Source organism: Gordonia phosphorivorans, from assembly GCF_042432625.1.
GTDB classification, from domain to species: domain Bacteria; phylum Actinomycetota; class Actinomycetes; order Mycobacteriales; family Mycobacteriaceae; genus Gordonia; species Gordonia phosphorivorans.
This window is the reverse complement of the sequence record NZ_JBHLWV010000006.1, coordinates 46,633-60,128: the sequence shown is the minus strand read 5'-3', so window position 1 is coordinate 60,128 and position 13,496 is coordinate 46,633. Positions and strand designations below refer to the sequence as shown.

Annotated in this window: 10 protein-coding genes; 4 read left to right on the top strand and 6 right to left on the bottom strand. The window is 67.3% G+C overall.

What is annotated here, in order from left to right; genetic code table 11:
- Positions 1–22: 22 nt before the first annotated feature.
- Positions 23–628 (bottom strand): hypothetical protein, encoded by a 606-nt coding sequence (locus tag ACFFJD_RS01820; RefSeq protein ID WP_382360054.1) that lies wholly within the window; start codon positions 626–628, stop codon positions 23–25.
- The gene (locus ACFFJD_RS01815; protein WP_382360051.1) at positions 625–1,962 is read right to left on the bottom strand and encodes a metallophosphoesterase family protein; all 1,338 of its coding nucleotides are present in this window, start codon (positions 1,960–1,962) and stop codon (positions 625–627) included. Before ACFFJD_RS01815 ends, ACFFJD_RS01820 begins: the two co-directional genes overlap by 4 nt.
- A gap of 201 nt (positions 1,963–2,163) precedes the next feature.
- Between ACFFJD_RS01815 and ACFFJD_RS01810 the strand changes: the two genes are divergently transcribed.
- Positions 2,164–3,216: a hypothetical protein gene (locus tag ACFFJD_RS01810; RefSeq protein WP_382360048.1), complete on the top strand. Its 1,053-nt coding sequence runs from the start codon at positions 2,164–2,166 to the stop codon at positions 3,214–3,216.
- A 597-nt stretch (positions 3,217–3,813) separates the two neighbouring features.
- On the opposite strand, the gene ACFFJD_RS01805 is transcribed toward ACFFJD_RS01810, so the two are convergent.
- From ACFFJD_RS01805 to ACFFJD_RS01795, 3 genes are all read right to left on the bottom strand, one after another.
- The gene (locus ACFFJD_RS01805; protein WP_382360045.1) at positions 3,814–4,137 is read right to left on the bottom strand and encodes a hypothetical protein; all 324 of its coding nucleotides are present in this window, start codon (positions 4,135–4,137) and stop codon (positions 3,814–3,816) included.
- A gap of 233 nt (positions 4,138–4,370) precedes the next feature.
- Positions 4,371–6,401: a pentapeptide repeat-containing protein gene (locus tag ACFFJD_RS01800; protein ID WP_382360042.1), complete on the bottom strand. Its 2,031-nt coding sequence runs from the start codon at positions 6,399–6,401 to the stop codon at positions 4,371–4,373.
- Positions 6,402–6,509: 108 nt separating this feature from the next.
- Positions 6,510–8,624, bottom strand: coding sequence for a helicase HerA domain-containing protein (locus ACFFJD_RS01795; RefSeq protein ID WP_382360039.1), 2,115 nt, complete (start codon positions 8,622–8,624; stop codon positions 6,510–6,512).
- A gap of 301 nt (positions 8,625–8,925) precedes the next feature.
- On the opposite strand from ACFFJD_RS01795, the gene ACFFJD_RS01790 reads away from it, so the two are divergent.
- The 3 genes from ACFFJD_RS01790 (at position 8,926) to ACFFJD_RS01780 (ending at position 12,086) form a co-directional block, all read left to right on the top strand.
- Positions 8,926–10,179: a DUF8176 domain-containing protein gene (locus tag ACFFJD_RS01790; protein WP_382360036.1), complete on the top strand. Its 1,254-nt coding sequence runs from the start codon at positions 8,926–8,928 to the stop codon at positions 10,177–10,179.
- 58 nt (positions 10,180–10,237) lie between these two features.
- Entirely contained in the window at positions 10,238–11,521 is a 1,284-nt protein-coding gene (locus ACFFJD_RS01785) for a hypothetical protein (RefSeq protein ID WP_382360033.1), read from the top strand.
- A 100-nt stretch (positions 11,522–11,621) separates the two neighbouring features.
- On the top strand, positions 11,622–12,086 hold the full coding sequence (locus ACFFJD_RS01780; protein WP_382360030.1) for a hypothetical protein: 465 nt from the start codon (positions 11,622–11,624) through the stop codon (positions 12,084–12,086).
- Positions 12,087–12,143: 57 nt separating this feature from the next.
- Here ACFFJD_RS01780 and ACFFJD_RS01775 read toward each other — a convergent pair whose 3' ends face one another.
- A complete protein-coding gene (locus ACFFJD_RS01775) occupies positions 12,144–13,205 on the bottom strand; it encodes a hypothetical protein (protein WP_382360027.1) in 1,062 nt (353 codons plus the stop codon).
- Positions 13,206–13,496: the final 291 nt, after the last annotated feature.

Here is a 13,496-nt window from a genome sequence, read left to right as displayed (position 1 = left end):
GGTCCTTTCGGTCGGGCGCAGGTTAGAGGTTGAGGTCGCGGACGTCCTCGGCGGCGTAGTCGTGAACGAGCACCCACAGGTCGGGGTCGACGACTTCGAATCCGCGGAACGGGTCAGGGAGTCCATCCAGGTGCATGCCCACAGTCTCGTCAGCCCACACAATCAGTGCGGCACCTGCGTCGACGGAGTGCAGTGGCGGGTTGGGTGTGGCCGGATCGGGGCGGGACCTGAACCCGGAGATGGAGGTCTCCGGGGACGGGCTGATCTCGACGGAGGTGAATGCGCGGCCGGCCGGGCTGATCGACTCCGCCGGCACCAGCAGTGGTTGACGTCCCCGGATCGTCCAGCCCGGCGGGGTCCGGGAGCCGGCCATCGCATCAGGAACGGTGAACCCGAGGAGTCGGCGGCCGGAGTAGACCGCCGACTGCGGGCGCAGGTGCACGCTCGCGCACAGTTCCCGCAACGCATTCCGGTACAGCTGCTGCTCGCGCCGCAGCACCACCAGTTCGGCGATCGTGCGGCGGCTGGTGTTGATCCACACCGTCGACCCGCGCTGCGGTACCTCGAGGACCTTGCGCGGATTGTTTATCCGGTCGACCAGCGCGTTGGCTGCCTCGCTGGAGGTCACGACGCGGCCCACGGGTCGGCCTGCAGCACGGTCAGGGTCTTCACCGTCGCCGCCGTCGCCGCTTCCCGAATTTCCGGGGCCGCCCCCGCCAGAACCGCGCCAACTCGCCCCTTGGTGGCGCGTTCGGTGAAGTCCTCAGCGAAGTTCACCTGCCGAGTCGACCGACTCAGCCCTCGCGACTTGTGTGCCTCACCAAGCCGTTGAGTACTGGACCCGGTGAACGAAACCCCCCAGAACGCGGCTTCCCCGGCCGCGTTGGCCCACTCCCCGGCACGGGCACGCACACCCTGCCGCTGCGCAGGTGAGGCACCCACAATGCGTTGACGCAGCAGGTAGCCGCCGTCGCCGGTCAATGCCGCGGACTCCTCATCCCACCAGCGTTGCGAGGCCAGCCGCTTACGCACGATCGCGTTGATGTCCTCCACCGTTTTGCCGTCGCAGTCGATCGGGTCGAAGTCCACTTGCGGGCGCCACCAAATCGGCTGCAGGGTGACCGTCAGGTAGCCGTCCGAGCCGAGTTCGACCAGCAGCCATCCGCGGCTGCAGATCTCATCGGAGAAGCCGCGGCCCAGCAACGATCCGGTCATCCACACCTGGCCGGTCTTGCGGTCCTGCGGCCCATACCCGGGGATCGGGCCCGGCGTGTGATAGTCCGACAGGATGGAGGCGTCGAAGCCGCGGTCGACCCATTCCGCCGGGATCATCCGGGTGGCCCCATGCCCGTCGGTAGCGCCGAAGAGCCGATCGTCGGCGGCGAACAGGCCGTGGGAGACCAGAATGTTGACGCCGTCGGGGATCGGGCGCGGGTCGATGACGATGCCCTTGTCCGCCAGCCTCGGGTTGAGACCGTAATGGCTGACGATGTGCAGGTACAACGGCACATTCGGGTCCGGCTGGTGCACCTCGTACAGGCCGGGATGCGGGCCGAAGGTGTCCTCGGCGGTGCGGTCGGTGCGCGGGTACACCGCGAACGAGCCCAGCGACGGCCGGTGCACCGAAGCCACCGCTGACACTTCCGAGCTGGAGGCGGCATCGTGGTTGCCGGAGTTCGTGTCGCGCGGGATCTGGGCGGCGACGCGCTTGTCGTCCACGCGCAGTGCCTCGTCGATGGCGCGCGGTGAGGGCCGATGGGTGTGGAAGGTGTCGCCGCCGTCGACGATCGCCTGCACTCCCCGACCGATCATGTCGTCCATGACCTGCTCGTAGGAGACGTAGCCGTCGACTTCGCGAATGTTCAGGCCCGACGAGTGCTGCCGGGCCATGCCGTTCATGCGGTAGCCAAGGTGCGCGCAGCCGTAGAAGCCGAGCTTGTAGACCGTGTGTGCAGGTGTCATGGCAGTCAGTGTGCTGTGCCCGCTTTTCCATTGCGGCACGGCGCGGAACTGCAGAAACCGTGCTGTCGGAGACACGTTGTACAGTCCCCCGCCGGTAAAGCTGTCCTAGCCTACGAACCTGCGATACACTCACGGCAATTCGAAGCCAATTCTAAATACTGCTTGCAGCGCCTTCATGGGCTGTTGGTGAGGAATCGCAACATGAGCACAGTCATGTCGGCACGACCTGTCGGTCGCAGCCACCGTTCGCCCCAACCCGTCACCGCGCCCGCACGTCCAGTGCTCGTGCGTGAATGCGACCGTGACCCGGGCCTGTTCGACCTGCCTGACGCGGCCGAAATCGAATCGCACGCCAACCCGCTCGCCGGTTCCATGCCGATGGCGACCTTGGAATCGGTAGCCGAAGAGAACGCGGTCACCACCAAGTTCGCGCGGCGGGCGAAAGCTGCGGTCGCCGCGTGCGGACGCTGCCCGTTCCTGCAGACCTGCCAACGCGAGGCCACCGAACGCATCCTGTCCGGTCAGCGCCCGCAGAGTGAAGTGCGGGCCGCAGTCGCCTTCGACAGCGAAGGACTGCCAGCACCCGCAGTACACGACCGACCAGCCCGCCAGGACATCGAACAACTGACCCTGGACATGGAGTTGGGCCTGTCGGGGGACGTAGCCGACGAAGACATCGACTGGTTGCCGGCCGGACTCGAACCCATCGCCACGTACGACGCACTGGCTGTGGACATGGCGCTCGACGAAGTCCGCGTCAACGCGACCATCACCCAAACCCACCTGGACCGCAAACCTGACACCGACACCAGCGGACGCGTGGTCCTCAGCTACAGCGACGAACTAGAGGTGCTGCGCCGCGGCTTGGCGACCGGGCAGGCCACGAACCGGCTCGCCCAGATCATCGGCGTCAAGTGGCAGCGCGTCGCCGAAGTCGCCCACATCCTCGGCCGCACTCCCGGCGGCCAGTTCGTGCCCTCGGACTGGGCGGCGATGCGCAGGTCAATGTCGGATCTGGACAGCGCCCGAACCTCCGCGGTCCGTGAGGCCGCAGTCCGCGAGCAGACCGCACGCGACCGGATCGCGGTGCGCCGCGACCACGACTTCGAACGCGTTCTCGACATCGCCGACCGCCGCAACCTGTATCTGGTGAGCAGGCCTGCGCCGCTGTCGTCGAGGCTCGTTCGGACCGCTGCAGTGTTGGAGCACTCGTCCGCGGTCCACGAGTTCACAGCACTCTCCCGCGTCGCCTAACCTGCCCGTCGCCTCCGCGACCTCACCGGCCCGCCCCGTCTTCGACGGCCAGAGCGGGTGCGGTGGTGCTACCGGCAGTGCGCCGAGTTAGCGGCAAGCCACGCCGTCGGCAGCCGCCCGCCGTACAGCACATCAGCGACTGGCCCCTGCAAGATTTCTTGGACTCCAGCCGGCGCCGGCGGCAACCCGACCCCGAAGGTCAGGACGCACCGCATTGCGTCAGCGGCCGCCGTCCGTGATTCGTACGGGAACCGGAGAGGGCGATGCGAGGCCAACATCTCCTCCAACAGCTGCCCGGCCTTCGGTGAGTGCGCGAGCAGCCTCTGCATGCTCCACCCGGCCTCAGTAAGCCACCGCGTCAACCGGTGATCGGCGGCGGCACGTTCGCGTCTGGTCTCGGTGGCCAACTGCAGCAGGTCGGCCTGACGTTCGGCGGGCAGAGCTTCCAGATCGGTGAGAATCCGAAGCATGGCGTCATGCCGGTGGGGGTCATTCACTGCAGCGCGAACCTGTCTGGAGTTAGCAGCAGTTCTCCCGCCCCACACCCAAGGGGGCGGGAGAACTGCCACAGTGACGAAAGGAAGTGGAGGGGTCGGGCTAGTTACCGGTGAGCGTACGCAGACCGGAATCGACGACGGCGTCGACCTGGCTGACCGCGGCCGCCAACTCTTCGCGCCCCTCCCCGTCCGGCAGCACCTCCAGCAGCTGTTGCAGGCGGTGCAGCTCGTCCTTGACTTCGCGCAGGCTCTCCCGGTTGGGATAGCCGTCGGCGAGCTTGCGGGCCTTGGTGAACACGTCCTTGATCTGAGTGTTCAACGCCGTAGTGAACTTGCGGGCCGCGTCCCCACGGTCCTTGGAACCGCCGGCAAGCACTTCCCGCTCAGTGTCGTCGAACGAGATAACGGAGATCAGGTCAGCCATCGTGTGTGTCCTTCCAAAGACGTGAACTGCGCACAGTCTACGAACCCGATCTTCCCGGCCTGCCGCCACGAAATCGGAGCGACGACGGCAGCGGACCGACCCGAAGAACACACGATTGACCTGCGTTGTTGGGGCCGGACAGCGGGAGGTGCGGTCACCTGCCCGGCATGCCGGTACGGGCCTCGACCTGTTGGGAGCGTGTCGCGTCCTGCGGCGGCCAATCAGCTAGTCGGTCATCGTTTCGTGCGGTTTCTGATGGCCATGATCGCCAACGCGAGAAGGACGGGTCCGAGAATCCGCACAGCGAGGTCGACGATGTACCCGAAGCCGACGAGGGTGACCCCGGTTTGGTTGGTGCGGAACAGGGCCACTGTTTCCTGCGCCGCGAACAATGTTGCCCGCCACCACGGCAACCCGCCTTCGTCAGGGGTGAGGTACGTGGCCTCCCCGCTCTTCACGTTGATCTTGTCGATCGCTGATGTGGTGGTCAGTCGGGCCAGGCATTCGAAACTGAATAGCAGCCCGGCCACCCCGATCACCGCGGCGAGAGCTGTCACAGCCCGCCATGCCCGCAGTCCGTATCCCGACACCGTCCGGTAGGCGGTCAGCAGCCACCACTCCACACTGTCCAGCGGTGCTGCCCGGCGCCGCATTTCCATTTCCCCGTAGTAGAAGTCGGCAGCCCCAGCGTGGTCCTTGTTGTCTTCCAAGGCTTTTCGCAGCACCCGATAGGTTTCAGCGACACTGCCAGCCGCCGCGCCCTGCACCTGGCTCGGGGCAGCAATGGCCGCGGCTCGTTCGTGGTGTGCAGGTTGTTCGGTGGTCGTCGTGTCTGAGCCGGCGGAGTCGCCCGGAGGGGACGTATTGGTAGTGGTCTTGCCGACAGCGTCACCGCGCACCTCTGCGGCGACAGTCGTATTCGGGCTGGCAGACTCCGGTGCGGTGAGCTCATCGGCGATCATCCTGCGGTTCGTCCGCCACCACTTCCACCCCCGCGACGGATCACTTCTCCGCCAGAGCGGCAGGGTGTTGGTGGAGTCAATGACGAGACTGTCCAGGCCGTCAGCGCCACCGAACCGGCAGCCGGTCAAGTCCAGCCCACTCAGGGTGACGCCGGCGAGCTGCGCCCGGCTCAACGACACAACCCTGGGAGCCTTGCCGGCCAGAGACGGGACCCCTTCAATCCGGGATCCGGCCCCGAAATCAGCACTCGCACAGGTCACGTCGGCCTCCCCACCGACCACCAGATGAAGCCTCTTGCGCGACTGCAACCCGGTGAGATCCACTGAGCGGCAGGTCAGATCAAACCGGACGGACTCCTCGATGACCGCGTCAACGAACGACACACTCCCCGCCTCCATGTCAGACGCTTCGACGAGGGCCGTCTTCCAACGACTGGAGTTGAAGTCCAGATGCGAATAGACGCCGCGAACCTCCGTGAACCGTACTGGCCCGCCGAAGGTGGCCTTGCCGAACCCGGCGGCCCCGCCGAAGGTGGCCCCGACGAACCAGGCGGACTCGCCGAAGGTGGCCTTGCCGAACCAGGCGGCCCCGCCGAAGGTGGCCCCGTCGAACCCGGCGTCCCCGCCGAAGGTGGCCCCGACGAACCAGGCGGACTCGCCGAAGGTGGCCTTGCCGAACCAGGCGGCCCCGCCGAAGGTGGCCTTGCCGAACCAGGCGGCCCCGCCGAAGGTGGCCTTGCCGAACCAGGCGGACCCGCCGAAGGTGGCGCCGTCGAACCAGGCGGACCCGCCGAAGGTGGCCTTGCCGAACCCGGCGTACCCGCCGAAGGTGGCGCCGCTGAACCCGGCGTACCCGCCGAAGGTGGCCCCGTCGAACCCGGCGTCCCCGCCGAAGGTGGCCCCGCCGAACCAGGCGGACCCGTCGAAGGTGGCCTTGCCGAACCCGGCGTCCCCGCCGAAGGTGGCCTCGTCGAACCAGGCGTCCCCGTCGAAGGTGGCGTCTTCGAACCAGGCGTTCCCGGCGAACACGCTGTAGGACGCGCTCAAAGTAACGGATGCGGACTTCGACAGGTCGAGGTCACCGTCAATGCGCGCCCCTTTCATCTGGACTGGCAGTCCGCGGTCAACGAGTAGGTGCTTAAGGAACACGGCACGCACAACTCGGTCATCTCCCCACTGCTGCGCCTGCTCCGCGGTGGGTCGCCAGGTGTCGTGCTGTTCGTTGTCGGCCCGAAAGTCGAGTAGTCGGTGTTGCTTGGCGGCGGCGAGGAGTCGCTGTTCGGCAAGTGTCGCTGGCTTCATCGCATCCTCATCCCTGGCAGGTCGTGTGGACGTTCACGTTAGCGCCAGGCTGGGAAGTTCAGCGGCTGCGAGTGGGGTGGGTGTTGGGGTCGGCGGTTGCGGGGGTGGTCAGTACGGCGGCATGTCGTCGGTGTCGGTGGTGGCCCACCGTCCTCGCGGCGTCGCCACCGGCGCAGGGGTGGCGGCCGTACTGGTGGTGGCGGCGGTGAACGCGCTCATCACGTTCCCGGCGACGGGCCCGTTGATGACGTCCATGCGCCGGCTGTGGGCGGCGACGACTTCGTCGGCGGGCACAGGCCGCGGCGGGATCTCGGTCAGCGGGCCACCGGTGTCCCCGTCGGGCAGGCAGTGCAGGTAGGTGCGGCGCAGACCGGTGATCCAGGACTGGTTGCGGGCCAACCAGTCGGCGGCGTCGGTGTATACCTCCAGGAAGATCGGGTTCGACCCGAAACTCAGGCCCGTCACGCCCCCTCCGATGCACATCCACGTGTACCGTCCGGTCGCTTCCGGTGGTGGTGCTGTCCGGTAGAGGGCGACATGCGATTCGGAGACCCGATTCGACAGTTTCTTGAGGTCGGCTTGGTCGTGGAGGCCGTAGCCGACCAGGACCACGGTCAGCTGCCGCCAAATGTCGTCGCGGAGGCTGGTCGCGGACTGGGTAATGAACAGCATGCCGATACCGAATTTGCGGACGTCGCGGGCGGCAGCAGCGAACTCGTTCGACAGTTGCACGATGGATTCGGACTGGGTGCGCGCATCCACTGGGCCGGCCCAAGCCCACGCTTCATCGACTACCCAGAGCGCATTGAGGCTTCGGCCGGCAGCGAACTCGGCTTGTCCGACCCGCTTGGTCGCTGCCACCAGCTGACGCATGATGCGGGCCTTCACGTCCTGCGAGTCCAGGATTTCGGCGGCCTTGCTGTCAGCTGAGAGGTCCGCCGACAGGTCCATGATGACCAGTGGGGCGGGCCGGTCCTCGGCTGGTCGCAAGGCTTCGCTGAGCAGGCCCCACACTGCTCGCCGACGGTATTGGGGGCCGAGTTGTTCAGGGTCGGTGCCGGCGGCGATCTCAGCGAGACCGGCAGCATTGAACGGAAGCCACAGCTGGTGCAGCGCCGAGAACACTTCCAGGAGCTGATCGAACTTGGTGGTGCCGGCCGGGTCGAGGGCGCCGGCGGGCAGTCGGTCGAGGAGGGTTTGGGCGATCGGTTCGCCGCGGGAGTCTTCGGTGGGCCGGTAGATGGTGGCGGCGACACGTTCCTGTTGGTCGCGGCCAGCGTAGATGGTGCCGGTGGGAAGGATGTCCCACAGCGTTTGCAGCAGGTAGCGCAGGAGCTGATCTGACGGCGCCTCTGTCCAGTCCCCCGTCCCGCAGGCCGTTTCGAGGTCGCGGGTTCGGGTCACCGCGTCCACGAAGGTGGTGCGGGCGGCGGCGATGTTGTCTTCGGCGCTACCGCCGAAGGCGAGTAGTCGGAAGAACCCAGCATCGTGCAGCAGACGCATGAACATCGGCGCGTCTTTCTGCAAGCGCAGTGACTGGGAGATGCGGGCGACGTGCACTGTGCGACCCAAGGCGCTCGCCACGCCCTGCAGGGAGATCGGGAGGCCGTATTCGTTCTGGAACTGGGACTGTGGGTCGAGGACGAGGATCGCCAGTTTCGGGTGCCGCATCATGGTGGCAAGAAGATAATCTGACACCGCAGTTTTTCCGCTGCCGGTAGCCCCGAGCACGCTAAAGTGTCGCGCGCCTCGCTGACCAGAAAAATCTGGCAGCGTCAGGGGAACATGCACCCCTCCGGTGCCGCGTAGGGTTCCAATGTACCCCGCGTCGACGCAGTCCGACATCAAGTCGTCGGAAATACTCTGGTCGAGAACCTGCACGCGGGTTCCGGTGGCGGGCGAGTTCGACAACGTCGACGACCATCGCCGCCACGCCCCAGGCTGACCCCGGAACACAGCCTCCACTTTCACGATGACCCGCCGATTGTCTTGCGCGGCATGACTGATCTGGTCGGTGTCGGCAGCAATATGTGACGCCATCGGGCCGCGCGCCTCCACCAACGAGTTCACCGTCTCAATCGCGGTGATGGTGCCCAACGCCATCTCGCAGACCCCCTCGTCGAATGGGATCGACACCGCCAGCAGTGCGCCCAGTAACGGTTGCCGGGCGCTGGCGTGATCGAGGATCAGCTCCAGCCGTTCACACGTCGACGGCGAAGCCACGGTGGCCACAGTCAGCCCAGCATTCACAGGTATGCCCCGTTCGAGGTTGGAGGTTCGGTGACGGCCCGGCCGGGACGCCACCCCCACAACCTAGAGACCCGCCCTTTCGCCATTGCGGCAACACAACCTCACCCGAATGCCTCAGACCAGCACCGTTGTGCGTCCACGAGGAGGGAAAGGCCCGTGTCTATCATTCGTACCAAGCACATTCGAAGCCAAACTGCACGCTCTTCTGCACCGCGTTCCACCGAACGCATCGTCGGTCTTAGCGACCCGCGAGAGCAGAGGGAGAGGAGTCAGCGTGACACCGCATCAGCAAGGGATGCACACCGGTGGGCAGGCCACCGTGTGGGACACCGAAGACGACTTCGATGACGAGCCGGCGCAGGCTGTCGCTGCCGCACCCGCCTCGCCAGCCGCGACCGGGCAGCCGTTCTTCGGTGACTACGACGACTTCGACGACGTACCCACCCCGAGCGCACCACCGTCTCCGCGGGCACCCGCACCCGCCGGGCCCACGCCGGCAGGACGCAAGGCCACCTCGGCGACCGCGACTCCGATCGCCACTTCCACGTCCGTCGACGACGGAGTCCAGTTCGGCAATGACCCCGACTTCGACTTCGTCGGCTCCCAGACGTACGGCGCCGTCTTCGACATCCCCGGTGCCGCCGACATCCTGCGCACCTCGCAGCGCGCCGACACGCAGCCTCGCCGAGGACGCGGCCGCACTGCCACCCTCGACCGCGAACCCGAAGTCGCTGGGGACATCGTCCCGTCGATCCTGGACAGCGACCCGCCAGCGGCCACCGATGACCGCAAGGCAGCACGCGAGGAACGGATCGCCGCCAGCCGCGCTAAGCGGGCCCACCGCGCCGAAGAAGCCAAACAGAAGCGGGAAGAACGTGCCGCTGAGCGCGCCGAACAACGCAAAGCGAAGTCCGCTGACCGGGCAGTCAAGAAGCTCGCCGCCGAGTCGTCGGACACCGCTCACGATCCGCGCCGCAAACTCCTCCTGGCAGGCGCCGCTCTCGCCGTAGTCGCCGCTGCAGGCGCCACCGTCCTCGCCTTCACCGGAGGTGACGATCCGCAACCAGCGGGCACTGAACCCCAGGCGGTGATCGCCGGGGCCACTTCCTCCCCGGCCGCTGACACCGCCGCCCCGGCCACCGCTGACGCCGACTGCCCGACCCAAACCGCGGGGAAGGTGTTCACCGGACGCGATGCTGGGGATCCAACGTCCGGTGTCGGCGCCATCAAGGCCTTCAACTACGCCTACTACACCGACCGCGACGCGGCCGCCGCGAGCGCACGCGTACTTCCTTCGTCCGCCAAGACCGTCATCGGATCCCAAGCGGACCTGCAGCGCGCCATCGACAAGGTTCCCGCCGGCACCACGCATTGCCTGACGATCACCGATCGCGGCAACGACCTGTACGCGACCGAGCTGACACAGATCCCGCCGGGGGGAGGTGCACCGGAGGTCTATCGCCAGCTGATTCAGACCGTTCGCGACAACAACACGTCCGTGATCACGTCGATCACCGCCACCTACTGATCTGCACCGACCGCGCCGCGGCCACACCCACATCAGACGACAACGAGGACTACACACCATGCCGAAGGACATCTGCTCCTACCGCACCCCCATCAGCCGCCGATCCACCCAGTACGGGGCCGCGACCCTGACCTTGGCGCTGGCACTGTCCGGCGCGGTCAGCGCCGGACAGGCCCACGCCGATCCGCCCCAGCAGGGCGGTATCCAGCAGTCCGAACCGCCGCAGCAGGGCGGTGTGGGTGGCCCATCGGACCAGCCTGCGCCCCCGCAGCAGGGCGGAATCTCGCCAGCTCCGACACCCCCGCCGGCCCCTGCCCCGCAGGCTGCGCCGCAGGCCCCGTCCTACGATCCGGGGCCGCTCGGTCTGCCCGCAGCCCCGTCCGCCCCGCAGTCCGACCATGTCAGCCCTGACTACTACTCGGCCCCCAACTACACGCCGCAGATCAAGCCGAACGGGGCTCCCCCGAAGGTCAAGCGCGTCACCGCAGGCCCCGACAAGCTCCTCATCGGCAGCTTCGAAATGCCGGCCAAGGACGTCCCGAACTTCCCGAACAAGGCCTCCACCATTGACTGGGCGAACGGGTGGGCGGCCTACGCCCAGCAGGAGATCGCCAACCATCTGGTGGCGCTGGGAGTTCCCGAAGACCGGGCCGTCCGTCGGGCGGCCGCCACCGTCACCGCCGCCGTCGCCAGCGGCGCGGTCGGCGGCACCGTGTCCTTCACCGCCACCACCATCGGCGTCGGCCTCTTCACCGTCCCGATCGGCGCAGGAATCGGCGCCGGGACCGCCGCAGCAGTGACCGGCGGCAACCCGATGGGTATTGCTGCCGGCGCAGGCCTGGGGGCGCTCGGCGGCGGTGCCGTCGCCGTCGGTGCCGGAACGCTTGTGGCCGTGCCGGTCACCATCCTCAGTGCGCTCGGCGGCGGAATGCTCGCCTACGCGCTCGGTGCCGGCGACCCGGGCGACACGATCAAGCGGCCCAAGGACGGACTTCCCGGCCCCGGCAAGCACCGCATGCCCGAACTGCCCAACCCCGAGGGCAACCAGTTCGAACTGCACCTGCCCAAGGAGGCCGCTCAGCAGGTCGGCCTGCCGGCCGTCGACTACGTCGTCAACAAGGCCGGTGACGTCAACCTGACCGTGGGCCACACCACCATCGGCTGGACCGGACAGCAGGCGCAGGCCCCGATCAAGGCGCTCGGCGCCGCGGCCCCGGCCGTGGAGAAGGTCATCAACGACACCACTCGCGCGGTCACCGATCAGGCGAGCAAGGCCATCGACGGTCTGCAGGTTGCGTGGCCGCAGCTGGAGCCGAAGGGCAAGAAGGCCACCGCCCGCTAACCCGGACCGGCCCGGGCATGGAGGCGACTGACAGTGCGCCCGGCCCGGGCCGCTACCGTCATGCACAACCCACGAGTACCGCCAAGCAAGGAGCACGACCATGAAGAAGTTCAAGACGATACTGCTGCTGCTGTCGGTAGTCGGCCTACTCGCCACCAGTGTGGCCACCGTGGCGGGCACCGGTCGCGCCGAAGCCCGCTGGCAGGAAACGCCGCGGATCGGTGTCATGGGTGAGGAAGTGTGGACCGTCGGCGACAACGGTCGGTGCCGCGGATCGATGCATGTGGGCCTGCAGAACGATCCCCGCAAGCCCGGCTGGGTGCAGCTGACCCTGCGCAGTCACGGGTTCACCAGCAACAAGTGCAAGGCAACGGTCAAGTTCGTCTACCACAACACGTTCGCACCGTTCAATCACGAACGGTTCTTCCGCATCGAGGGCACCAAGCGTCGGGGTGCCGTGATCGCCCAGAAGCGATTCTTTATCGGCTCCGGCGTCGACCTGGTCAGCGTCAGCACCCTCAACCCGGCCAGCAAGGGCGTCTCGTACTACATCGCGATCCCGTAACTCCGGTCACCGCCATTCAGCGCACCATCCCAGCTGCGGGTGGTGCGCTGAACGCATCTAGCTGCGATAACTGCGGGCCAACTCCGGATGCCGGGCACCCAGCTGCTGACCGACCGCATCCATCAGCAGTTGGTGGACGTACCGCACCGACTCTTTCGCATGCCGATCCACGACGTACTGCGGCAACGGTTCGAGCATGCGCGGGCCACGACACAGCGGATCAAGTCGACCAGCTAATTCGACGCCCACCTCGGCGACGGCACCCTCCTCAGAGTCGGCGGGCATCGTCCACTCGTACTTGATCGGACGATCCAAGTGCTTCGGCATCACGTACGCCACGTGCGGGCTGGTGTGCCGCCACGGCCCCATCGCGGCCGCCAACTGCTCCTGCACCGACTGCAGTCGCGCCGACTTCGCCGGCGACACTTCCACCGCCGCGACCTCCGGCGCTGTCCGCGCCATGACGCAGGTTCCGGCCTGCAGCACAGCACCGAGCACGGCACGATCGCGTTGCATGGTCAGCCATCGCCCCGCCGACTCGTCCAGTTGCTCGGCCCACTGGTCGACGAAGGCGCGGGCCGTGTCCTGTTTCGGTAGCGCCCGCAGTCGGCCCTGCTCGGCGAGGCGAACGTAGGCGGCGACCGAGTCGACGACCTCGAGGTCATCCAAGGAGACGGCGAACTCGGCGGCCGCCTCCACGGGCACCGCCGGCAGGCTCGTCGCCAACGCGATCAGCGGTGTCGCCAACGAACCATCCATCCACACCTCCCCGACCTCCCCTGCGGTGCGCACAGCCGCCTGCAGTTCGGCTGCAGCCATCAGCGCAGCCTTAACTGCGTCAACATGTGAGCCCACCGGTGTCACCGCCGTGTACAGGCGAGTGAAGCTGCGGTCGGAGTTGGTGGCGGCCACCGAAATCCAGGTCACCACATCGCTTTGCGCGCTGATCACCGCACCGTCGACGCATAGCAGCGGGTCGACGGACCCTGCTGTTGCCCGCACTTCCCGGATCGAGGACTGGGCGCCCAGCAGATCGTTGACAGCGGCCAGAACGGTGCCGCGGCGGGCGCTGCCACCCAGCAGACGTTCGGCCGCGGCCAGGGTCGCCTGAAACTGCATCGAGATCTCCGTTCATTGCCTGGCAGGTCGGCGCCAGCGTAGAACCGGGCTCTCCCGCCCCGCGGCACACTGCCCCGCTGGCTGACGTTCACGCCGTGCGAGGTTCAGTTCCAGGTCGGATACCGCTGTTAGGCTCGATGCACCATTCGAAGCCATTTCTACACAAAGTAGGGACACGCCATGCGTTCTCGCCCCGACCCCGTTGTATCCAGGCTCCGCCGCGGAACAGCTGTCGCAGCGTCCGCGGCCCTGGGACTGAGCCTTCTCGCCGCGCCCGCCCACGCAGAACCT